This window comes from Flavobacterium dankookense (assembly GCF_004362665.1).
In the GTDB taxonomy this organism is placed as follows: Bacteria; Bacteroidota; Bacteroidia; order Flavobacteriales; family Flavobacteriaceae; genus Flavobacterium; species Flavobacterium dankookense.
In genome coordinates this window covers 107,564-128,218 of sequence record NZ_SNXR01000017.1, presented here as the reverse complement: position 1 = coordinate 128,218, position 20,655 = coordinate 107,564, and the positions used below count along the sequence as shown (strand labels likewise).

Sequence of the window (20,655 nt, the reverse complement as noted above, 5' to 3'; positions counted from 1 at the left end):
AACTTACTTTTTAGAATTAACATTCTATTTTAATTTTGAGTTAAATTTAATTCATTTTTTTTGATGAACATAGATAATTGTCTTTTGTTATAAACAATTATGTTAACCAAAAGTAAGAATTTAAACTATAAATTTTAACAAAACTTACTAATTAATTCTTTAACAAAATTCATTCCAAAAACTATTCCCATTCGATGGTTGCAGGTGGTTTTGAGCTAATATCATAAACAACTCTATTAACACCTTTCACTTTATTAATTATTTCGTTTGAGATTTTCATCAAAAAATCATAAGGCAAATGAACCCAATCGGCTGTCATTCCATCAGTTGACTCTACAGCTCTTAATGCTACAACTTTTTCATAAGTTCGTTCATCGCCCATTACTCCTACGCTATTTACAGGTAAAAGAATTGCACCAGCTTGCCAAACTTTATCATATAATCCGTGTGATTTTAATCCTTCGATAAATACAAAATCTACTTCTTGTAGGATTCTAACTTTCTCTGGAGTAATTGCTCCAAGTATTCTTATAGACAATCCTGGACCTGGAAATGGATGTCTGCCTAGAAGTTCTGCGTCAATCCCTAATGTTTTTCCAACACGTCTTACTTCATCTTTGAAAAGCATTCGTAATGGCTCAACAATTTGTAGTTTCATATAATCTGGTAATCCTCCAACGTTGTGATGCGATTTAATCGTTGCGCTTGGTCCTTTTACTGAAATAGACTCAATAACATCAGGATAAATTGTTCCTTGTGCTAACCATTTTACATCTTCGATTTGGTGTGCTTCATCATCAAAAACTTCTATAAAAACACGTCCAATGGCTTTTCGTTTAGCTTCTGGTTCTTCAATACCATCAAGAGCAGAGAGAAAACGTTCAGAAGCATCAACTCCTTTTACATTTAAACCCATTCCCTTGTATTGGTTCAATACATTTTCAAATTCATTTTTGCGTAGTAAACCATTATTAACAAAGATACAATAGAGATTTTTTCCAATTGCTTTGTGCAATAAAACTGCCGCTACAGTGGAGTCTACTCCACCTGAAAGTCCGAGAACCACTTTGTCATCTTTTACTTTTGCACGCAAATCCCTTACGCAATCATCAACAAAAGCGTTGGGTGTAAATGTCTGTTCTACTTTGGCTATTTTTACCAAAAAATTTTCTAAAATTTGTTTTCCATCAACAGAATGATACACTTCGGGATGAAATTGAATGGCATAGGTAGTTTCACCTTCTATTTTATACGCAGCATTTTCTACATCTTTTGTGCTAGCTAGTCGAATTCCGTTGGTTGGTAATTTTTTAATTGTATCACTATGACTCATCCATACTTGGCTGTTCAAAGCGACTTCATCAAGAAAATCTTCATCATCTTTAATATAAGACAAATTAGCTCTTCCATATTCTCTAATGTTAGATGCTGCAACTTCTCCACCAGAAAAATGAGCTAAATATTGCGCGCCATAGCAAACAGCAAGCAATGGAATTTTACCCCTAATTTCAGATAAATCAATTTGCAAGGCATCTTCAGATCTAACCGAATAAGGACTTCCGCCGAGAATAACGGCTTTGTAAGACGACAAATCAGATGGATAGTTGTTAAAAGGGAAAATTTCGCAGAATATATTTAATTCGCGAACGCGACGAGCAATAAGTTGTGTGTATTGCGAGCCGAAATCTAAAATAAGTACGTTGTGTTGCATAGACAAAATAGTATTGATTTTGCAAAAAGTGTTGTTTGTTAGTTAGTTGTTTTTAATTTCAAGAAAATAAAATCATTTCAAAAAATTAAAGTGCAAATGTACAATTAAAAGAGCAAAATATGGCATTAAAACAAGTTATGCTATTGTAATTTCACCTTAAAAAAAGATTACTATACTATGATTTAGAAATATATGGACAATGAAAAAAAGCCAAAAATGATTTTTTTGATCCTCAATTTAAATTGAATAACACATAACTTATTATCATCAACAAAAAATGAATAATTTACATTCTAAAAAACTAGTTTACAATAAAATACCTACTTGTCTGTATAGTACAAGTATAGGCAAACTGAGTTTTTTAACGAACACTTTTATTGGAATGTATAGTTTATATAGCGCTCAATAATTAACGTTGCAGAGAAAAGAATTATAAATTTACATCAGAATTAAAACAATTGATTTTATTTAAAATACTGGTTGAAAAATGACAGTATCATCACTATCTGTTATTTTAAAACCATAAAAGGGTAAACAAATGTTTACCCTTTTTTTATTTATAAATATAAATTTATCTTTCCTTTTTACTACTTCTGTTTAAAAGCTTTTACTCCAGGAAAATAAGCTGTATTTCCTAATTCTTCTTCAATACGAAGTAATTGATTGTATTTTGCCATACGATCTGAACGCGATGCTGAACCAGTTTTTATTTGTCCACAATTCAATGCAACCGCTAAATCAGCAATTGTGTTATCTTCAGTTTCTCCTGAACGGTGTGACATTACAGATGTATAACCAGCATTATGTGCCATATTTACAGCAGCAATTGTTTCAGTCAGTGTTCCAATTTGATTTACTTTTACTAAAATAGAGTTAGCAATTCCTTTTTCAATTCCAGTTGCTAAACGTTGCACATTCGTTACAAACAAATCGTCACCAACTAATTGCGTTTTATTTCCAATTAATTCAGTCAAATATTTCCAACCTTCCCAATCGTCTTCATACATTCCGTCTTCGATAGAAATAATTGGATAATTGGCAGCTAAAGAAGCTAAGTATTCAGCTTGCTCTCTTGATGTTCTAACTTTTCCAGTTGCACCTTCAAATTTTGTGTAATCGTATTTTCCGTCTACATAAAATTCTGAAGCAGCGCAATCTAGAGCAATCATAATTTCGTCTCCAAATTTATAACCTGCGTTTTCAACCGCTTTTTTAATTGTATCTAAAGCATCTTCTGTTCCGCCAGCTAAGTTTGGTGCAAAACCACCTTCATCACCAACCGCTGTAGAAAGATGTCTGTCGTGTAAAACTTTTTTAAGATTATGAAAAATCTCCGTTCCCATTTGCATTGCGTGTGTAAAAGAAGTCGCTTTTACTGGCATAATCATAAACTCTTGAAACGCAATTGGCGCATCAGAATGCGAACCACCATTGATTATGTTCATCATTGGAACAGGCAAAGTATTAGCAGAAACTCCACCAATATAACGATATAAAGGCAATCCTAACTCATTAGCGGCTGCTTTTGCAACAGCTAGCGAAACTCCCAAAATTGCGTTTGCTCCAAGACTTGATTTATTTGGAGTAGCATCCAATTCAATCATTAATTGATCGATATGGTTTTGTTCAAAAACTGAAACTCCTAACAATTCAGGGGCAATTTTAGTATTTACATTTTCAACCGCTTTCAAAACGCCTTTTCCCATAAACGCTTTTCCGCCGTCGCGCAATTCAACTGCTTCGTGTTCGCCTGTTGAAGCTCCAGATGGAACAGCAGCACGACCAAGAACGCCGTTTTCAGTTACAACATCAACTTCTATGGTAGGATTTCCTCTTGAATCCAAAATTTGTCTTGCATGTACTTTGATAATAATGCTCATATTTTACGATATTAGATTTTTATGGTTTGTTTTAAGAATAATTACAAATATATTCTATCTTTTTTTATCAATTTCACAATTTTCGCTAATGTTATTAACGCAAACGTTTTAGTGTTTTTGAGTTTTTATGAAGTGAATGGCTTGGTTAGTTTCAGCAATCCATTTTCCCGCTTTTCGTTTCAATCTGTCATTGCGAGGAACGAGGCAATCTCATCAAAAATTAGAAACGCAATGACAGGATTTCCACTACAATCGGGGCTAAATGATAAACCTTAAACCGTTTGTAAACTTTTGGCTTTTTTGATATTGGTAACAAATTCATCAAAAAGATACGACGAATCGTGTGGTCCAGGACTTGCTTCAGGATGATATTGAACCGAGAAACACGACTTCGATTTCATTCGCATTCCAGCAACGGTATTGTCATTCAAATGATAATGTGTAATTTCTACATCAGCATGGTTTTCAAGTTCTTCTCTGTTTACGGCAAAACCGTGATTTTGAGATGTTATTTCACCTTTTCCACTCAATACATTCATAATTGGATGGTTAATTCCACGATGACCGTTGAACATTTTATAGGTAGAAATTCCATTTGCTAAACCAATAATTTGATGCCCAAGACAAATGCCAAAAACAGGTTTATCAGAATTAATGATTTGCTTTGCCACATTAATCACACCTTCTAAAGGCTCAGGATCGCCTGGACCATTTGACAAGAAATAACCATCTGGATTGAATGATTGCAACTCTTCAAAAGTTGCGTTGTATGGAAAAACTTTTATGTAACAGTCTCTTTTAGCTAGATTTCTTAGAATGTTTCTTTTGATACCTAAATCCAATGCTGAGATTTTATAAGTAGCATTTTCATCACCAAAAAAGTAAGGTTCAGTAACCGAAACTTTTGAAGCTAATTCCAAACCTTTCATATCTGGAACCTTAATCAATAATTCTTTTAATTCGTCGATTGGAGTTCCATCGGTGCAAATAACTGCGTTTTGCGCGCCATTATCGCGAATGTAACTCACTAAAGCTCTTGTATCAACATCAGAAATACAGATTAGATTTTGTTTTTCGAAATAGTCATATAGATTACTTTCTGAATTTGGACGAGAGTGATTGAAACTAAAATTTTTACAAACTAATCCAGAAATCATGATTTTTTCTGATTCTACTTCTTCGGCGTTTACTCCGTAATTTCCGATATGTGGATTGGTGGCAACCATTATTTGTCCAAAATAAGATGGATCGGTAAAGATTTCTTGATAGCCTGTCATTCCAGTATTGAAGCAAACTTCTCCAAAAGTTTTTCCTGAAATTCCAATAGATTTTCCGTAAAAAATGGTTCCGTCAGCTAGTAGTAGTAGTGCTTGTGGTCGTGTTGTGTATTTCATTTGTTGTAGTTATTGTTTTTTAACGGTCAAATGCGGTCGCTTCGCTCGTGTCATTTGTATTTAGTTGTTGTAGTTGCAAATTTAGAGTAATCATATTTAATTATATAGTCGATTTATTAAAGTTTATAAACATTCCATTTGTTTCTTCTTTAGCCCCGATTGTAGTGGAAATCCTTGCCTTTTTAAGGCAAGATTGTAACGGAAAGCGGGAAAATGGCTTGCTGGTATTTCCTAGACTTTCGCTCCAAAAAAAGTCCTCATTATTGGAGAGCTTTTGATTTTTTTTATCTGATTAGGCTGAAATGTCCTTTTTTAATTGTTTGTTTGCCTTGAAGATCGACCAATGTTAATGTGTACCAATAATCTGTAGCTGGTAGCTTTCGGTCATTTTTAACTCCTGACCAGCCAAATTGATTTTGTTGCATATCCATTTTGTGTAAAATTGTTCCATATCGATCAAAAATTAGTATTTCTGCACTTGAATAAAATTTTCTAGACAATCCTTTAATTTTCCAATGGTCGTTAATTCCATCTTCATTTGGGGAGAAAAATTTTGGTATGTTCATCAGATAAACTTCTGTAGTAATAATTTTTTCGCAATTATTGATGTCTTTTACATAAACCGTATGAATTCCCGCTCCAACACCAATAAAATTATATGAATTTCCTGAACCATAATAGTTTGATCCATCTAATGAAAATTCATAAACACTGTTTCCGCTTACAGTTAGAGAAACTTCTCCATCGTTTGCTTTTATATTGACAAACTCAGGTATCGTCACTTTTGTAACGCTAAATGGTTTTGATGCCGAACAAATTAATCCATTTTCTAGTTTAGTTACTGTTATTGAATAATCACCTTGCTGTATAGGTTGATAAAATCTTTGTGTTGAAAGGATATTTCCTCCTTGATTTCCCCATAACCAAGAGGTCATTCCGTTTCCTCCATCAAGAATTATTGGCGGTTGCATACTTGGATCACAGATAGTATAATTGCTATCTATATTCAGGTTAATGTTTGAATTAACAACAGCATTGAAAGGAATAACTCCAAAACAGTTGTTACTTTCATCTTCAATTCTTACCCAAATTATTGTTGTTGGTGATATAAAATATCTTTCTAATGGATTAATTTTTGTTTGAGCGTCAACTAAGTTTGCATAGAATGTTATCGTGAAATCGGCTGGAATTCCTAGCTCATCTCTAATATCTGTTTCTTTAAATCCTATATTGAATTGTCCCTGAGAATTATTTTCAATAGCATCAGAATTTTCACAAACATACATTGTTCGTATCGGTAATGTATTAGCTTGATAATTTTCAATAAAAAAATTGGTTATTGTTACACATCCGTTTGAACTAACAATTTTTACAAAAATTTCTTCAGGATTTGTTTGATTAGTATAGTGAAGATAATCTTGAATTTGATTAGTATCACTGTTGGCATCCGATAAATTATGATAAAACGTATATGTGTAATCTGAATCTATATCATCAGTAAAATCTTTTATATTTTCAAGATTAAAAACCGAAATATTATCACCATCAGTATCACATTGAGAAAGAGTTTGGTTTGGCGGTAAATCAGGTAACGGATAAGCTACAACATCTTTGTACAATGTAACCGCTTGATTATTATCCATAACAATCCTAGCTTTTACTTTATGTTTTCCTGGAGTACTAAAAAGGTGTGTTGGATTAAAATCAGATGATGTAGTTCCATCTCCAAAATCCCAAAGAACTGAAAGAATTACTCTGTAAGCATCTAATTCAAAACTGAAAGCTACATCAACACAATTGTCTTTTGAAGGAATAATTCTACTTCTTAAATAAGATGCAACAAATAAAGGCAATCCTTTAGTTGAGCTAGCGTTTTCAAACTGAATATGAGCTGGACTATAATTACATTCTGACCCTTTCATTTCTGGGTTATTAATTACTCCTATATGACTTGTTGGACTGACCATATCACCTTGAGCTACATATATTTTACCATTTCTAGCCAATTGAATTGAACCTGGGTTTGATATAGGAATTAGAAAATAATCAACAGGTTCCATTCCTCCCAATTCTCTATAAGCAAACTGTACAATATAATTTCCCCCAGTATAATAAAAAATCTTAGAGTCTTGAGAAAACTCAATACCGTAGGGATTTAAAAACACTCCAAAGGCTGGAATTGTCGGTAAAATATAATAAAGCTGAAAATTAATGGAGTCATTATCATACTCATAAAAATAAACTTTTTGATTAACACTATCAGCAAAAGCCAGGAAACTAGCATCAGGTGCAATTTTCATAGCACCAAGTTTTCCTAAACTTTCATTTATTACTCTCTTTACAGGTGTTAGATCTACACCACTTACTGTAACATTAAAAATCCTATATATAAATTCTCCTTCTTGAATAATGTATCCAAAAACTGGATCAGGTTTTGTTATACAAACTACTCGAATAGCATTACTCTCTGAGTGATGAATTGCGGCAATTCTAGAAGTAGATGCAACTTCTGCAATTCTAATATCCTTATTTTCGGTTAAGAAACCCAAAGGATTTTGTGTATTAAACTTAACTTCTGAATAATAAATTCCTGATAAAAAATAAATGGGACTTATCTGTACGTTTTCTCTTGTGTAAAAAATATAATATGTTGAATTATCATTAGGTTTTGGAACGATAATTGCCGATTGGATGCCATCAATTTCACCTGACAAACCTTCACCATTTGTCATTATTTGATGATTTTTGTTCCACACCGTTTGACCATTAGTGTAAAACATTAAGTTACCATCATCATCAGAAATACTTGAACAACCAGCAGGTGTAACCATGCTACTATCTTCTAAAACTTCAACTTCACCATTTCCAAAATCTATTCCACCATTTTTACCAAAATACCAATGATCAGTTTCATTTTGAGAGAAGCTGAGAAAAGATATAAAAAATATAATCATAAATAGATTATATCTTGAACGATAAATAAAAAAATTGATGAGCATGATAATTCATTTAATATAAAAATCATTCTAAATTTAAATTTATAAGCTAAAAATAGAATTATAAAGCAATTTATAAAATAAATACGAGAGAAAAAGGAGATTAAATTAATTTAACAACTTTAATAAGAATTAGTATAAACGTATATTGTAAATCAATAATACCATATCAAAACCATAATAAGTTAAAAAAACAATTAGTAAGTATAAAAAAAGGATAAACAAAAATTTGTTTATCCTTTATATTTATGATTGTGAATTCATTATTCCGCTTTATCAGTAGTTTCTTCAGGAGAAGTTTCTGGTGCTTCTGGTGCTGTAGTTGCATCGGCAACTGGTGCAGCAGTAGTTTCCTTTTTAGCTTTTCCACCACGACGGCTTTTGGCTTTTTTCTCTTCTTTTTTACCACCATTGTAAAGTTCGTTGAAATCAACTAGCTCAATCATTGCCATATCAGCGTTATCTCCAAGACGGTTTCCTAACTTGATGATACGAGTATAACCACCTGGACGATCGCCTACTTTTGCTGCTACTTCTCTGAATAATTCAGTTACTGCATATTTGTTACGTAGGTAAGCAAAAACAATACGACGGTTGTGTGTAGTGTCTTCTTTTGACTTTGTAACTAGCGGCTCAACGAATTGTTTAAGCGCTTTTGCTTTAGCAACAGTTGTATTAATACGTTTGTGCTCGATTAGAGAACAAGCCATATTAGCTAACATAGATTTTCTATGTCCAGTCTGTCTGCTTAAATGATTTACTTTTTTTCCGTGTCTCATGACGTTTTTTTTTAACCTTCATCTTGCTTCAATCCGCTATCGGAGCGCAAAATATGAAGTAATTTATTCTTTATCTAATTTGTATTTTCCTAAATCCATTCCGAATGTTAAGTTCTTATTGGCTACTAATTCGTCTAACTCTGTTAGCGATTTTTTACCAAAATTACGGAATTTCATAAGGTCATTTTTGTTGAAAGATACAAGATCTCCAAGTGTATCAACTTCGGCTGCTTTCAAACAGTTTAAAGCTCTTACTGATAAGTCCATGTCAACAAGTTTTGTTTTTAACAACTGACGCATGTGTAATGATTCTTCATCGTATGATTCTGTTTGAGCAATTTCATCAGCTTCTAAAGTAATTCTCTCATCTGAGAATAACATAAAGTGGTGAATTAAAACTTTGGCAGCTTCAGTCAAAGCATCTTTTGGATTGATTGAACCATCAGTTTTAATTTCGAAAACTAATTTTTCATAATCTGTTTTTTGCTCAACACGGAAATTTTCAATAGCATATTTTACGTTTTTTACTGGAGTAAAAATTGAGTCTGTAAATATAGTACCAATTGCTGCGTTTTGTTTTTTGTTTTCCTCAGCTGGAACATAACCACGACCTTTCTCGATAGTTAATTCCATATTCAAGTTAACTTTGCTGTCAAGATTACAAATTACAAGTTCTGGATTCAATACTTGAAAACCAGAGATGAATTTTTGAAAATCACCAGCTGTAATTTGGTCTTTTCCTGAGATTGAGATAGAAACTGTTTCATTATCTACATCTTCTATTTGACGTTTGAAACGTACTTGTTTAAGATTAAGGATAATTTCAGTAACATCTTCAACAACTCCTGAAATAGTAGAAAACTCATGCTCAACACCTTCGATACGAACCGAAGTGATAGCATAACCTTCTAACGCAGAAAGTAAAACTCTTCTAAGTGCATTACCAACGGTCAATCCGTATCCTGGTTCTAAAGGTCTGAATTCAAACTTACCTTCAAAATCGGTTGAATCGATCATGATAACTTTATCGGGCTTCTGAAAATTAAATATTGCCATAATTTAGACTGATGTCAATTATTATTTGTTGTACAACTCTACGATTAATTGTTCTTTAATGTTTTCTGGAATTTGAAGTCTTTGAGGAACAGAAACAAAAGTACCTTCTTTAGTATCGTTGTTCCAAGTGATCCACTCATAAACATGAGAAGAGTTAGCTAATGAACGTTCGATAGCTTCAACAGATTTAGATTTTTCACGAACAGCAACTTTGTCACCTGGTTTTAGGTGGTAAGATGGAATATTAACCAATTCTCCATTCACAGTGATGTGACGGTGAGAAACGATTTGTCTTGCAGCTCTTCTTGAAGGTGCAATTCCCATTCTATAAACAACGTTATCTAATCTAGCTTCACATAATTGTAAAAGGATTTCACCTGTTACTCCTTTAGAAGCTGCTGCTTTTTCAAAAAGGTTTCTGAATTGTTTTTCTAAAATACCGTAAGAGTATTTAGCTTTTTGCTTTTCCATCAATTGGACAGCGTATTCAGATTTTTTACCTCTTTTTTTTGCCATCCCGTGTTGTCCAGGAGGATAATTTCTTTTTTCGAAGGCTTTGTCTTCTCCGAATATTGCTTCGCCAAATTTACGAGCAATTCTTGTACTTGGACCAGTATATCTTGCCATTTTAAATTGTTTTAAGATAGAGATTATGAATTCAGGTCGAATCCTTCGATAATCATTGTTCTATCTTGATTATACTATAATTATACTCTACGTCTTTTAGGAGGACGACATCCATTGTGTGGCATTGGAGTAACGTCAATAATTTCAGTTACTTCAATTCCTGAGTTATGTATAGATCTGATAGCAGACTCACGTCCATTACCTGGTCCTTTTACATAAACTTTTACTTTTTTAAGTCCAGCTTCTAAAGCAACTTTTCCACAATCTTCTGCCGCCATTTGAGCTGCGTATGGAGTGTTCTTTTTAGAACCTCTAAAGCCCATTTTCCCAGCTGAAGACCAAGAGATAACTTCACCTTTTTTGTTTGTTAACGAAATGATGATGTTATTAAAGGTTGCATTAATATGTGCTTCACCCGTTGATTCTACGATAACTTTACGTTTTTTTGCAGTCGTTTTAGCCATACTATTTATTATTTAGTTGCTTTTTTCTTGTTAGCAACAGTTTTTCTTTTACCTTTTCTTGTTCTAGAGTTGTTCTTAGTTCTTTGTCCTCTTAATGGAAGACCTGATCTATGACGAATTCCTCTGTAACATCCAATGTCCATTAAACGTTTGATGTGTAGTGAAACTTCTGAACGAAGTTCACCTTCAATTTTGAAATAAGAAACTGCATCACGAATTCCTCCGATTTCGTCGTCATTCCAATCTTGAACTTTTTTATCTTGGCTTACTTGAGCTTTTTCTAAAATCTCAATTGCTCTACTTTTACCAATTCCGAAGATATAGGTTAAAGCGATAACTCCTCTTTTGTTTTTTGGGATATCTACCCCTGCTATTCTTGCCATAACTATCCTTGTCTTTGTTTAAATCTAGGATTCTTTTTGTTGATTACGTATAATCTGCCTTTTCTGCGTACAATAATACACTCGGCACTTCTTTTTTTTACTGATGCTCTTACTTTCATTGTAATACTTTTAATATCTATAAGTAATTCTTGCTTTTGACAAATCGTAAGGGCTCATTTCTAGTTTCACTTTGTCACCAGGTAACAATTTAATATAATGCATACGCATTTTACCAGAAATATGAGCAATTACAATATGTCCGTTTTCTAATTCTACACGGAACATTGCATTTGACAATGCTTCGATTATTGATCCGTCTTGTTCTATTGCTGATTGTTTTGCCATAAAAAATTAAGCTACTGCTTTTCTATTTTTACCACTCTTCATCAATCCGTCATAGTGTTTATTCAGTAAATAAGTATTTATTTGTTGAATAGTATCGATAGCAACACCAACCATAATGATTAGTGAAGTTCCACCGTAAAACATAGCCCATGATTGTTGAACATCAAGACTAACAACAATAGCTGGGAACACAGCAATTAGAGCAAGAAATAATGCGCCAGGGAATGTTATTAAAGACATGATTTTATCAAGAAAATCTCCTGTTTCAACACCTGGTTTAACACCTGGAATGAAACCGCCACTTCTTTTTAAATCATCAGCCATTTTATTTGTAGGTACTGTAATTGCAGTGTAAAAATACGTGAAAATCAATATCAATAATGCAAAAACAAAATTATACCAAAAACCAAACATATTACTAAATTCACCTGCAATAGATTGAGAAGTTTCAGAATTTGAAAGTCCAGCTAAAGCAGCAGGAATAAACATGATTGCTTGAGCAAAAATGATTGGCATCACTCCTGATGCATTTAATTTTAATGGAATCCATTGTCTGTTTCCACCCATAGCATCTTGTTCAAAATCACCAGCTGTTGTACGACGAGCATATTGAACTGGTATTTTTCTAACTGCCATTACTAAAAGTACACATGCAATAATCACTAATAACCATACGATAACTTCAAATACTAATAGCATTGGACCACCGTTATTATTGGTAACTTTAGAAGTGAATTCTTGTAATAATGCTTGTGGTAATCTTGCTAATATACCAACCATAATAAGTAATGAAATACCATTACCAATTCCTTTATCAGTGATTTTTTCTCCTAACCACATGGCAAATATTGTACCTGTAGTAAGTATTAATACTGAAGAGAATAAGAATGAGAAAGAATCAAATCCTAACAAGAAAGCATTACTTGGTAATGTTCTATACAAGTTGTAGATATAACCTGGACCTTGAACCAAAGTAATACCAATAGTCAACCAGCGTGTTATTTGATTTAATTTTTTTCTACCACTTTCACCATCTTTTTGTAGTTTTTGAAGGTATGGTATAGCAATACCCATTAATTGTACAACAATTGAAGCCGAAATATAAGGCATTATTCCTAAAGCAAATACTGATGCTTTTGAAAAAGCTCCACCAGTAAACATATCTAGTATTGAACCAATACCATTTTCTGTTTGACCAGCTAAACTGTTCAATTGCGTTGCATCAATACCTGGTAGAGTTACATGCGCTCCAAATCGGTAAACTAATAATAGAAGTAGTGTCATACCAATTCTATTTCTTAGTTCTTCTATTTTCCAAACATTATTTAATGATTCAAAAAACTTCTTCATTGTTATAATATTATAATGTTACAACTTCTCCACCAGCAGCTTCGATAGCGGCTTTTGCAGTAGCTGTAAATTTGTGAGCAGTTACTTTTAATTTTGCTTTTAGTTCACCTCTTCCTAAAATCTTAACCATTTCGTTTTTAGTTGCTAAACGATTTTCAACAAACACTGAGAAATCTACAGTATCTGTAACTGTTCCGTTATCAACTAATAATTGAAGAGAATCAAGATTAATTCCTTGGTATTCCTTACGATTGACGTTTGTGAAACCAAACTTAGGCACACGTCTTTGAAGTGGCATTTGTCCTCCTTCAAAACCAATTTTTTTAGAATAACCAGAACGAGATTTAGCTCCTTTGTGTCCTCTTGCAGCAGTGCCACCTTTTCCAGAACCTTCTCCTCTACCTAATCTTTTGTTTTGATTATGTGTAGAACCTTCAGCAGGTTGTAAGTTACTTAAATTCATAACTATAATTGTTATTTAACTTCCTCTACGGAAACTAAGTGTTTAACTTTATTTATCATTCCAAGGATAGCTGGATTTGAATCATGCTCCACAACTTGTCCCATTTTACGAAGACCTAAAGCCTCTAATCCTCTTTTTTGTGTAAGAGGACAATTGATTTTGCTTCTTACTTGTTTTACTAATAATTTAGCCATAATTTCCTTGAATTAACCTTTAAATACTTTTTCTAAAGAAATACCTCTTTGTTTTGCAACAGTAACAGCACTTCTCATTTGCAATAAAGCATCAAAAGTTGCTTTTACCACGTTGTGAGGATTTGATGAACCTTGTGATTTTGACAATACATCATGAATACCAACTGATTCAAGAACTGAACGAACAGCTCCACCAGCAATTACTCCAGTACCATGAGATGCAGGCATTAAAAAAACAGCTGCTCCACCAAATTTTCCTTTTTGTTCGTGAGGTACAGATTGTCCACTTAAAGGAATTCTAACTAAGTTTTTCTTTGCATCTTCTACTGCTTTAGCAATAGCTTCTGAAACGTCCTTAGATTTTCCTAAACCATGTCCAACAACACCGTTTTCATCACCAACAACAACAATTGCAGAAAAGCCAAAAGCTCTACCTCCTTTTGTTACTTTGGTAACACGATTAACACTTACCAAACGATCTTTTAACTCAAGACCACTAGGTTTTACTAACTCTACATTTTTGTATCCGTTATACATAATTTCTTAGAATTTAAGTCCAGCCGCTCTTGCGCCTTCCGCTAATGATTTAATACGACCGTGATATAAATAACCTCCTCTATCAAAAGTTACTGTGTCAATTCCGGCTTTTAACGCTTTTTCAGCTGCTAGTTTTCCAACTGCTGCAGCTACTTCAACGTTTGTACCTTTAATATTTACTCCTTTATCTTTAGATGAAGCAGCTAATAAAGTTACTCCATTCACATCATCAATTAGTTGTGCATAGATTTCTTTATTACTTCTGAATACAGATAGTCTTGGTTTAGCAGCAGTACCGCTAACAATCTTTCTGATTCTGAATTTAATTCTTTGTCTTCTTTCAGTTTTTGTTAATGACATAATACTACTTTTTACGCTGATTTACCTGCTTTTCTTCTTAATACTTCACCAACAAACTTAACACCTTTACCTTTGTAAGGTTCTGGCTTACGGAAACCTCTGATTTTAGCAGCGATTTGCCCGATTAATTGTTTGTCGAAAGATGTTAACTTCACGATTGGGTTTTTACCTTTCTCAGAAATTGTTTCAAGTTTTACTTCTGGAGCAACTTCTAAAACTATATTGTGAGAAAAACCCAATGCTAAGTCTAATTTTTGACCTTGGTTTGAAGCTCTGTAACCTACTCCAACCAATTCTAACTCTTTTGTAAAACCTTCAGATACACCCACAATCATATTATTGATTAATGATCTGTATAATCCGTGTTTTGCTCTATGATCTTTACTATCAGATGGTCTTTCTACAACTAGTTGACCTTCTTCAACTTTCACTGTTACATCTGCGTAATCCTGTGTTAGTTGACCTAATTTTCCTTTAACTGTAATTACTGTTTCACTAACTTCAACAGTAACACCAGCAGGAATTGAAATTGGATTTTTACCTATTCTTGACATTGTTTAACTGTTTTTATTAGTATACGTAGCAAATTACTTCTCCACCAACATTTAATTGCTTAGCTTGCTTCCCAGTCATTAAACCTTTTGAAGTTGAAACAATAGCAATTCCTAATCCATTAAGGATTCTAGGCAATTTTGATGCGCCAGCATATTTACGTAAACCTGGTTTACTAATTCTTTGGATATCTTTGATTACAGGCTCTTTAGTATCTTTATCATACTTTAAAGCGATTTTGATAGTGCCTTGAACTGTACTATCTTCAAATTTGTAGCTTAAGATATATCCTTGATCGAATAAAATCTTTGTGATTTCTTTTTTCAAATTAGAAGCCGGGATTTCAACCACTTTGTGGTTTGCCATCACTGCATTTCTAACTCTCGTAAGATAATCTGCAATTGGATCTGTATACATTTGTATAAATTTGCGGTTATGGTTTTCAAGAGGTACTCACCAAATGAACCTTTAACCAATTAAAATTATTTTTTGGTTTGCAAAAGTAATAACTTTTTACGAGATTACCAAGAAGCTTTTTTAACTCCTGGTATTAACCCTTGATTAGCCATTTCACGGAATGTAACACGTGAAATACCGAATTGACGCATATAACCTCTTGGTCTTCCGGTTAATTTGCAACGATTGTGCATACGAACTGGTGAAGCATTTTTTGGTAATTTTTGTAAACCTTCGTAATCTCCAGCTTCTAATAAAGCTTTTCTTTTCTCAGCATACTTTGCTACCGTGTTTGCTCTTTTAACCTCACGGGCTTTCATTGATTCTTTAGCCATGTCTTAATTCTTTTTAAAAGGTAAACCTAATTCCGCTAATAATGATTTTGCTTCTTTATCTGTGTTTGCAGATGTTACGAATGTAATATCTAAACCTGATATTTTGTTTACTTTATCAATATCAATTTCAGGGAAAATGATTTGCTCAGTAACACCAAGGTTATAATTACCTCTTCCGTCAAAACCAGTTGCTTTGATACCGCTAAAGTCTCTAACACGTGGTAAAGATGATGTAATAAGTCTATCTAAAAACTCATACATTCTTTCTCCTCTAAGAGTTACTTTCGCACCAATAGGCATACCTTTTCTCAATTTAAAAGACGCAACGTCTTTTTTAGAGATTGTAGGTACTGCTTTTTGTCCAGTAACTTTTGTTAACTCATCAACTGCATAGTCAACAAGCTTTTTATCAGATACTGCTGCTCCAACTCCACGGCTTAAAACGATTTTTTCCAATTTAGGAACTTGCATTACGTTTTTATAACCGAATTCTTCTTTAAGTGCAGAGATTACTCTGTCCTTATATTCTTGCTTAAGTCTAGGTGTATATGCCATAACTATAATACTTGATTAGATTTTTTTGAAAATCTTACTTTCTTATCTCCTTCTACTTTAGTTCCAACTTTAGTTGCTTTTTTTGACTTTGGATCAAGTAGAGCAATATTTGAAATATGTATTGGAGCTTCTTTCTTAACAATTCCTCCTTGAGGGTTTTTTGCACTTGGTTTTGTATGTTTTGAAACCATGTTTACACCTTCAACGATTGCTTTGTTTTTCTCACGGTCAACACGTAAAACTTTACCTTCTGAACCTTTGTGGTCGCCAGCAATAACTGTTACTGTGTCTCCTGATTTTATTTTTAGCTTTATCATTTTACAAACGAATTAAAGCACCTCAGGTGCTAATGATACAATTTTCATGAATTGTTTTTCACGAAGTTCTCTCGCAACTGGACCAAAAACACGAGTTCCTCTCATTTCTCCTGCAGCGTTCAATAAAACACATGCATTGTCATCGAAACGGATATAAGAACCATCAGCTCTTCTCACTTCTTTTTTGGTACGTACAACAACTGCAGTTGAAACAGCACCTTTTTTTACGTTTCCGTTTGGTGTTGCATCTTTAATTGATACTACAATTTTATCTCCAACAGAGGCATAACGACGTTTCGTTCCTCCTAAAACACGGATAGTCAAAACTTCTTTTGCTCCTGTGTTATCTGCTACTTTTAATCTTGATTCTTGTTGTACCATAATTACTTAGCTCTTTCAATGATTTCAACTAATCTCCAACATTTAGTTTTTGATAAAGGTCTTGTTTCCATGATCTTTACTGTATCACCAATGTTACAGTCGTTTGTTTCGTCGTGTGCATGATACTTTTTAGTTTTCAACACGAACTTACCGTATAATGGGTGTTTTACTCTTCTTTCTTCAGCAACTACAATAGACTTATCCATTTTATTGCTGGTAACAACACCAATTCTCTCTTTTCTTAAATTTCTTTTTTCCATCTTTTCAGCTAGCATACAATTATTGTAACTCTCTTTTAGTTAGCTCGGTTGCTACTCTAGCAACAGCTCTTCTAGCACTTCTAATTTGAAGTGGATTGGCAATTGGAGAAATAGCATGTGTAGATTTTAAATCCATATAAGCTTTTCTCAATTCAGTAAGTTTCACTTGTAACTCAGCTGCAGATAGATTGATAATTTCTGATTGTTTCATAATATTTTTTTGATTATGCTTCGAAATCTCTAGCAACTACAAATTTAGTTTTTACTGGAAGTTTTTGTGCAGCAAGACGCAAAGCTTCTTTCGCAACTGATAGAGGAACTCCACCAACTTCAAACATGATTTTTCCTGGTTTTACAACTGCAGCCCAATATTCGACTGCACCTTTACCTTTACCCATACGTACCTCAAGAGGTTTCTTTGTGATAGGTTTATCTGGAAATACATTAATCCATAATTGCCCTTCTCTCTTCATGTAACGAGTTGCAGCAATACGTGCAGCTTCAATTTGACGTGAAGTTAAAAATACACCATTTTCATGTACAGATTTAATTCCAAACATTCCACTTGAAAGCATGTGTCCTCTTTGAGAAACACCTTTCATTCTACCCTTTTGTACCTTACGGTATTTTGTTCTTTTAGGCTGTAACATTTTTCTTTAATTTAAAAAATTACTTTCTTTTACGTGCATCTGGTTTACCACCTTTGTTGAATGGTTTTCTGTCTCCTCTTGGAGCATCACCACCTTTGCCACCAGAAGCTTGTTTTTTATCCATTCCAACAAGTGGAGATAAATCACGTTTTCCGTAAACTTCACCTTTCATGATCCATACCTTGATACCCATTCTACCATAAGTAGTATGTGCTTCAGCCAAAGCATAATCAATATCGGCTCTGAAAGTTGATAGAGGAATTCTACCTTCTTTGAATTGTTCCGAACGTGCCATTTCCGCTCCGTTCAAACGACCAGAAATCAAAACTTTAATACCTTCTGCATTCATACGCATTGCTGCTGCGATAGCCATTTTAATAGCTCTTCTGTATGAAATGCGGCTTTCGATTTGACGTGCAATACTAGTTCCAACTAAGTAAGCATCTAATTCAGGTCTTTTAATTTCAAAGATGTTGATTTGAACCTCTTTGTCAGTAACTTTCTTAAGTTCTTCTTTCAACTTGTCTACCTCTTGACCACCTTTTCCGATAATAATACCAGGTCTAGCAGTAGTGATAGTAACGGTTACAAGTTTCAAAGTTCTCTCGATGATTACTTTTGATACACTAGCTTTTGATAAACGAGCATGGATATACTTTCTGATTTTATAATCTTCAGCGATTTTATCGCCGTAATCATTTCCACCATACCAGTTTGAATCCCATCCTCTGATGATACCAAGTCTGTTTCCAATTGGATTTGTCTTTTGTCCCATCTTAATTAATTGCTTTGTGTGTTATCTAATTGTCCTAATACGATTGTAACGTGATTAGAACGTTTTCTAATTCTGTGTGCTCTTCCCTGAGGAGCTGGACGAAGTCTTTTTAACATCATTCCACCATCTACAGTAATTGTTTTTACGAATAAGCCTGCTTCAGCAACATTACCATCACTATTTTTCTGCTCCCAATTGTTGATAGCAGATAACAATAGTTTTTCTAATTTTCTTGAAGCTTCTTTTGAGCTAAATCTTAAAATATTTAAAGCTCTTTCCACTTTCTGACCTCTTACCAAGTCCGCTACTAAGCGCATTTTTCTAGGTGAAGTAGGGCAGTTATTCAATTTCGCGAAAGCTATAGACTTATTAGCCTCTTTTCTCGCATCTGCTGTTTCTCTTTTACGAACTCCCATTGCTTCTTATTTTTTACCTTTATTTTTTGCTCCAGCGTGACCTCTAAATGATCTTGTTGGTGAAAACTCTCCTAATTTGTGTCCTACCATGTTCTCAGTTACATAAACCGGAACGAATTGGCGACCATTGTGAACTGCGATAGTTTGTCCAACGAAATCTGGAGTAATCATAGATGCTCTAGACCAAGTCTTAACCACACCTTTATTTCCACCAGCAATATTTTCCTGAACTTTCTTATCTAATTTATAGTGTACAAAAGGTCCTTTTTTTAATGAACGTGCCATGTCTTATTATTTCTTTCTGCGTTCTACAATATACTTGTTACTCGGGTTAACTTTAGAACGAGTTCTATAACCTTTAGCAGGAAGACCTTTTCTAGAACGTGGGTGACCTCCAGAAGAACGTCCTTCACCACCACCCATTGGGTGATCGACAGGGTTCATTGCTACCGGTCTTGTTCTTGGTCTTCTACCTAACCATCTGCTTCTACCTGCTTTACCAGATACAATTAATTGGTGGTCTGAGTTAGATACTGCTCCAATTGTAGCTGAACAAGTCAACAAGATTAATCTTGTTTCTCCTGACGGCATTTTAATTGTTGCGTATTTACCATCTCTTGCCATTAATTGAGCAAAAGTTCCAGCGCTTCTAGCAATAGTAGCTCCTTGTCCTGGGCGTAATTCAATACAAGAAATTACAGTTCCTAAAGGAATTTTACTCAAAGGCAAAGTATTTCCGATTTCAGGAGCTGCACCTTCACCAGATACAACAGTTTGTCCTACTTGTAATCCGTTTTGAGCAACGATATACGTTTTCTCTCCATCAACATACCACAATAATGCGATAAAAGCAGTTCTGTTTGGATCATACTCGATTGATTTCACTATAGCAGGAATTCCTACTTTAGTTCTTTTGAAATCAATGATACGATACCTTTGTTTGTGACCACCGCCTGTATAACGCATGGTCATTTTTCCTTGACTATTTCTACCACCTGAGTTTTTTATCGGTGCGATCAATGAACGCTCCGGCTTATCAGTCGTGATGGCGTCAAAACCATTCACAACTCTAAAACGCTGACCAGGGGTAATAGGTTTTAATTTTCTAACTGACATTTTCTATTAGATATTATTATAAAAATCTATTGTTTCTCCTTCTTTTACTTGTACAACTGCTTTTTTGAAAGCATTTGTTTTACCGCTAATCAAACCACTTTTTGTGTATTTAGTAGTTCTATCAGCTCTATAATTCATCGTGTTAACAGAAACTACAGAAATTCCATAAGCAGCTTCAACAGCTTTCTTAATCTGAACTTTGTTAGCTTTTTTATCAACAACAAAACCAAAACGGTTGAAAACCTCACCTTCTTTAGTGATTTTTTCTGTTATGATAGGCTTAATTATTATACTCATGATCTA

Annotated in this window: 30 protein-coding genes; all 30 read right to left on the bottom strand. The window is 33.8% G+C overall.

Features of this window, described 5'->3' with window-relative positions; genetic code table 11:
- Positions 1–181: 181 nt before the first annotated feature.
- The 30 genes from guaA to rplW all read right to left on the bottom strand — a co-directional run bounded on the left by guaA (position 182) and on the right by rplW (position 20,649).
- Positions 182–1,711, bottom strand: a complete 1,530-nt coding sequence (gene guaA / locus BC748_RS12850) for a glutamine-hydrolyzing GMP synthase (RefSeq protein WP_133533897.1) — start codon at positions 1,709–1,711, stop codon at positions 182–184.
- 587 nt (positions 1,712–2,298) lie between these two features.
- Positions 2,299–3,591, bottom strand: coding sequence for a phosphopyruvate hydratase (eno, locus tag BC748_RS12845; RefSeq protein ID WP_133533896.1), 1,293 nt, complete (start codon positions 3,589–3,591; stop codon positions 2,299–2,301).
- 272 nt (positions 3,592–3,863) lie between these two features.
- Positions 3,864–4,985, bottom strand: coding sequence for a glutamine-hydrolyzing carbamoyl-phosphate synthase small subunit (gene carA / locus BC748_RS12840; protein ID WP_133533895.1), 1,122 nt, complete (start codon positions 4,983–4,985; stop codon positions 3,864–3,866).
- A gap of 284 nt (positions 4,986–5,269) precedes the next feature.
- Positions 5,270–7,984, bottom strand: a complete 2,715-nt coding sequence (locus tag BC748_RS12835) for a T9SS type B sorting domain-containing protein (RefSeq protein ID WP_133533894.1) — start codon at positions 7,982–7,984, stop codon at positions 5,270–5,272.
- Positions 7,985–8,244: 260 nt separating this feature from the next.
- Positions 8,245–8,760, bottom strand: a complete 516-nt coding sequence (gene rplQ, locus BC748_RS12830; protein WP_133533893.1) for a 50S ribosomal protein L17 — start codon at positions 8,758–8,760, stop codon at positions 8,245–8,247.
- Positions 8,761–8,823: 63 nt separating this feature from the next.
- Complete coding sequence (locus BC748_RS12825) at positions 8,824–9,816, bottom strand: DNA-directed RNA polymerase subunit alpha (RefSeq protein ID WP_121312871.1); 993 nt, start codon at positions 9,814–9,816, stop codon at positions 8,824–8,826.
- A gap of 21 nt (positions 9,817–9,837) precedes the next feature.
- Positions 9,838–10,443, bottom strand: coding sequence for a 30S ribosomal protein S4 (rpsD, locus tag BC748_RS12820; protein WP_133533892.1), 606 nt, complete (start codon positions 10,441–10,443; stop codon positions 9,838–9,840).
- 80 nt (positions 10,444–10,523) lie between these two features.
- Complete coding sequence (gene rpsK, locus BC748_RS12815; protein WP_133533891.1) at positions 10,524–10,907, bottom strand: 30S ribosomal protein S11; 384 nt, start codon at positions 10,905–10,907, stop codon at positions 10,524–10,526.
- Positions 10,908–10,915: 8 nt separating this feature from the next.
- Positions 10,916–11,290, bottom strand: a complete 375-nt coding sequence (rpsM, locus tag BC748_RS12810) for a 30S ribosomal protein S13 (RefSeq protein ID WP_133533890.1) — start codon at positions 11,288–11,290, stop codon at positions 10,916–10,918.
- A 2-nt stretch (positions 11,291–11,292) separates the two neighbouring features.
- On the bottom strand, positions 11,293–11,409 hold the full coding sequence (gene ykgO / locus BC748_RS12805) for a type B 50S ribosomal protein L36 (RefSeq protein ID WP_002987490.1): 117 nt from the start codon (positions 11,407–11,409) through the stop codon (positions 11,293–11,295).
- Between the two features lie 10 nt (positions 11,410–11,419).
- Positions 11,420–11,635, bottom strand: coding sequence for a translation initiation factor IF-1 (gene infA / locus BC748_RS12800; RefSeq protein WP_007136545.1), 216 nt, complete (start codon positions 11,633–11,635; stop codon positions 11,420–11,422).
- Positions 11,636–11,641: 6 nt separating this feature from the next.
- On the bottom strand, positions 11,642–12,985 hold the full coding sequence (gene secY, locus BC748_RS12795; protein WP_133533889.1) for a preprotein translocase subunit SecY: 1,344 nt from the start codon (positions 12,983–12,985) through the stop codon (positions 11,642–11,644).
- 10 nt (positions 12,986–12,995) lie between these two features.
- Complete coding sequence (gene rplO, locus BC748_RS12790) at positions 12,996–13,448, bottom strand: 50S ribosomal protein L15 (protein ID WP_133533888.1); 453 nt, start codon at positions 13,446–13,448, stop codon at positions 12,996–12,998.
- 11 nt (positions 13,449–13,459) lie between these two features.
- A complete protein-coding gene (rpmD, locus tag BC748_RS12785) occupies positions 13,460–13,642 on the bottom strand; it encodes a 50S ribosomal protein L30 (protein WP_121312865.1) in 183 nt (60 codons plus the stop codon).
- A 12-nt stretch (positions 13,643–13,654) separates the two neighbouring features.
- Positions 13,655–14,179: a 30S ribosomal protein S5 gene (rpsE, locus tag BC748_RS12780; protein ID WP_133533887.1), complete on the bottom strand. Its 525-nt coding sequence runs from the start codon at positions 14,177–14,179 to the stop codon at positions 13,655–13,657.
- A 6-nt stretch (positions 14,180–14,185) separates the two neighbouring features.
- On the bottom strand, positions 14,186–14,539 hold the full coding sequence (rplR, locus tag BC748_RS12775; RefSeq protein WP_133533886.1) for a 50S ribosomal protein L18: 354 nt from the start codon (positions 14,537–14,539) through the stop codon (positions 14,186–14,188).
- An 11-nt stretch (positions 14,540–14,550) separates the two neighbouring features.
- Positions 14,551–15,093 (bottom strand): 50S ribosomal protein L6, encoded by a 543-nt coding sequence (rplF, locus tag BC748_RS12770; RefSeq protein ID WP_133533885.1) that lies wholly within the window; start codon positions 15,091–15,093, stop codon positions 14,551–14,553.
- 16 nt (positions 15,094–15,109) lie between these two features.
- A complete protein-coding gene (gene rpsH / locus BC748_RS12765) occupies positions 15,110–15,508 on the bottom strand; it encodes a 30S ribosomal protein S8 (protein ID WP_133533884.1) in 399 nt (132 codons plus the stop codon).
- A gap of 104 nt (positions 15,509–15,612) precedes the next feature.
- The gene (rpsN, locus tag BC748_RS12760; protein WP_131476287.1) at positions 15,613–15,882 is read right to left on the bottom strand and encodes a 30S ribosomal protein S14; all 270 of its coding nucleotides are present in this window, start codon (positions 15,880–15,882) and stop codon (positions 15,613–15,615) included.
- Between the two features lie 3 nt (positions 15,883–15,885).
- Positions 15,886–16,437 (bottom strand): 50S ribosomal protein L5, encoded by a 552-nt coding sequence (gene rplE, locus BC748_RS12755; RefSeq protein ID WP_133533883.1) that lies wholly within the window; start codon positions 16,435–16,437, stop codon positions 15,886–15,888.
- A gap of 2 nt (positions 16,438–16,439) precedes the next feature.
- Entirely contained in the window at positions 16,440–16,754 is a 315-nt protein-coding gene (gene rplX, locus BC748_RS12750) for a 50S ribosomal protein L24 (protein WP_133533882.1), read from the bottom strand.
- 12 nt (positions 16,755–16,766) lie between these two features.
- Positions 16,767–17,135 (bottom strand): 50S ribosomal protein L14, encoded by a 369-nt coding sequence (gene rplN, locus BC748_RS12745; protein WP_007803649.1) that lies wholly within the window; start codon positions 17,133–17,135, stop codon positions 16,767–16,769.
- Between the two features lie 2 nt (positions 17,136–17,137).
- Positions 17,138–17,395, bottom strand: a complete 258-nt coding sequence (rpsQ, locus tag BC748_RS12740) for a 30S ribosomal protein S17 (RefSeq protein WP_133533911.1) — start codon at positions 17,393–17,395, stop codon at positions 17,138–17,140.
- 19 nt (positions 17,396–17,414) lie between these two features.
- Positions 17,415–17,606 (bottom strand): 50S ribosomal protein L29, encoded by a 192-nt coding sequence (gene rpmC / locus BC748_RS12735; RefSeq protein WP_133533881.1) that lies wholly within the window; start codon positions 17,604–17,606, stop codon positions 17,415–17,417.
- A gap of 13 nt (positions 17,607–17,619) precedes the next feature.
- Positions 17,620–18,045, bottom strand: a complete 426-nt coding sequence (gene rplP / locus BC748_RS12730) for a 50S ribosomal protein L16 (protein WP_133533880.1) — start codon at positions 18,043–18,045, stop codon at positions 17,620–17,622.
- Between the two features lie 19 nt (positions 18,046–18,064).
- A complete protein-coding gene (gene rpsC / locus BC748_RS12725) occupies positions 18,065–18,820 on the bottom strand; it encodes a 30S ribosomal protein S3 (RefSeq protein ID WP_133533879.1) in 756 nt (251 codons plus the stop codon).
- Positions 18,821–18,825: 5 nt separating this feature from the next.
- Positions 18,826–19,236, bottom strand: a complete 411-nt coding sequence (rplV, locus tag BC748_RS12720) for a 50S ribosomal protein L22 (protein ID WP_133533878.1) — start codon at positions 19,234–19,236, stop codon at positions 18,826–18,828.
- 6 nt (positions 19,237–19,242) lie between these two features.
- Complete coding sequence (gene rpsS / locus BC748_RS12715; RefSeq protein WP_007136562.1) at positions 19,243–19,521, bottom strand: 30S ribosomal protein S19; 279 nt, start codon at positions 19,519–19,521, stop codon at positions 19,243–19,245.
- Between the two features lie 6 nt (positions 19,522–19,527).
- Positions 19,528–20,352: a 50S ribosomal protein L2 gene (rplB, locus tag BC748_RS12710; protein ID WP_133533877.1), complete on the bottom strand. Its 825-nt coding sequence runs from the start codon at positions 20,350–20,352 to the stop codon at positions 19,528–19,530.
- Positions 20,353–20,358: 6 nt separating this feature from the next.
- A complete protein-coding gene (rplW, locus tag BC748_RS12705; protein WP_133533876.1) occupies positions 20,359–20,649 on the bottom strand; it encodes a 50S ribosomal protein L23 in 291 nt (96 codons plus the stop codon).
- Positions 20,650–20,655 lie beyond the last annotated feature (6 nt).

Bases quoted from the DNA above. Each gene is read 5' to 3' on its own strand.
- guaA (WP_133533897.1), bottom strand. From the start codon at position 1,711: ATGCAACACAACGTACTTATTTTAGATTTCGGCTCGCAATACACACAA.
- eno (WP_133533896.1), bottom strand. From the start codon at position 3,591: ATGAGCATTATTATCAAAGTACATGCAAGACAAATTTTGGATTCAAGA.
- carA (WP_133533895.1), bottom strand. From the start codon at position 4,985: ATGAAATACACAACACGACCACAAGCACTACTACTACTAGCTGACGGA.
- BC748_RS12835 (WP_133533894.1), bottom strand. From the start codon at position 7,984: ATGCTCATCAATTTTTTTATTTATCGTTCAAGATATAATCTATTTATG.
- rplQ (WP_133533893.1), bottom strand. From the start codon at position 8,760: ATGAGACACGGAAAAAAAGTAAATCATTTAAGCAGACAGACTGGACAT.
- BC748_RS12825 (WP_121312871.1), bottom strand. From the start codon at position 9,816: ATGGCAATATTTAATTTTCAGAAGCCCGATAAAGTTATCATGATCGAT.
- rpsD (WP_133533892.1), bottom strand. From the start codon at position 10,443: ATGGCAAGATATACTGGTCCAAGTACAAGAATTGCTCGTAAATTTGGC.
- rpsK (WP_133533891.1), bottom strand. From the start codon at position 10,907: ATGGCTAAAACGACTGCAAAAAAACGTAAAGTTATCGTAGAATCAACG.
- rpsM (WP_133533890.1), bottom strand. From the start codon at position 11,290: ATGGCAAGAATAGCAGGGGTAGATATCCCAAAAAACAAAAGAGGAGTT.
- ykgO (WP_002987490.1), bottom strand. From the start codon at position 11,409: ATGAAAGTAAGAGCATCAGTAAAAAAAAGAAGTGCCGAGTGTATTATT.
- infA (WP_007136545.1), bottom strand. From the start codon at position 11,635: ATGGCAAAACAATCAGCAATAGAACAAGACGGATCAATAATCGAAGCA.
- secY (WP_133533889.1), bottom strand. From the start codon at position 12,985: ATGAAGAAGTTTTTTGAATCATTAAATAATGTTTGGAAAATAGAAGAA.
- rplO (WP_133533888.1), bottom strand. From the start codon at position 13,448: ATGAATTTAAGTAACTTACAACCTGCTGAAGGTTCTACACATAATCAA.
- rpmD (WP_121312865.1), bottom strand. From the start codon at position 13,642: ATGGCTAAATTATTAGTAAAACAAGTAAGAAGCAAAATCAATTGTCCT.
- rpsE (WP_133533887.1), bottom strand. From the start codon at position 14,179: ATGTATAACGGATACAAAAATGTAGAGTTAGTAAAACCTAGTGGTCTT.
- rplR (WP_133533886.1), bottom strand. From the start codon at position 14,539: ATGTCATTAACAAAAACTGAAAGAAGACAAAGAATTAAATTCAGAATC.
- rplF (WP_133533885.1), bottom strand. From the start codon at position 15,093: ATGTCAAGAATAGGTAAAAATCCAATTTCAATTCCTGCTGGTGTTACT.
- rpsH (WP_133533884.1), bottom strand. From the start codon at position 15,508: ATGTATACAGATCCAATTGCAGATTATCTTACGAGAGTTAGAAATGCA.
- rpsN (WP_131476287.1), bottom strand. From the start codon at position 15,882: ATGGCTAAAGAATCAATGAAAGCCCGTGAGGTTAAAAGAGCAAACACG.
- rplE (WP_133533883.1), bottom strand. From the start codon at position 16,437: ATGGCATATACACCTAGACTTAAGCAAGAATATAAGGACAGAGTAATC.
- rplX (WP_133533882.1), bottom strand. From the start codon at position 16,754: ATGATAAAGCTAAAAATAAAATCAGGAGACACAGTAACAGTTATTGCT.
- rplN (WP_007803649.1), bottom strand. From the start codon at position 17,135: ATGGTACAACAAGAATCAAGATTAAAAGTAGCAGATAACACAGGAGCA.
- rpsQ (WP_133533911.1), bottom strand. From the start codon at position 17,395: ATGGAAAAAAGAAATTTAAGAAAAGAGAGAATTGGTGTTGTTACCAGC.
- rpmC (WP_133533881.1), bottom strand. From the start codon at position 17,606: ATGAAACAATCAGAAATTATCAATCTATCTGCAGCTGAGTTACAAGTG.
- rplP (WP_133533880.1), bottom strand. From the start codon at position 18,045: ATGTTACAGCCTAAAAGAACAAAATACCGTAAGGTACAAAAGGGTAGA.
- rpsC (WP_133533879.1), bottom strand. From the start codon at position 18,820: ATGGGACAAAAGACAAATCCAATTGGAAACAGACTTGGTATCATCAGA.
- rplV (WP_133533878.1), bottom strand. From the start codon at position 19,236: ATGGGAGTTCGTAAAAGAGAAACAGCAGATGCGAGAAAAGAGGCTAAT.
- rpsS (WP_007136562.1), bottom strand. From the start codon at position 19,521: ATGGCACGTTCATTAAAAAAAGGACCTTTTGTACACTATAAATTAGAT.
- rplB (WP_133533877.1), bottom strand. From the start codon at position 20,352: ATGTCAGTTAGAAAATTAAAACCTATTACCCCTGGTCAGCGTTTTAGA.
- rplW (WP_133533876.1), bottom strand. From the start codon at position 20,649: ATGAGTATAATAATTAAGCCTATCATAACAGAAAAAATCACTAAAGAA.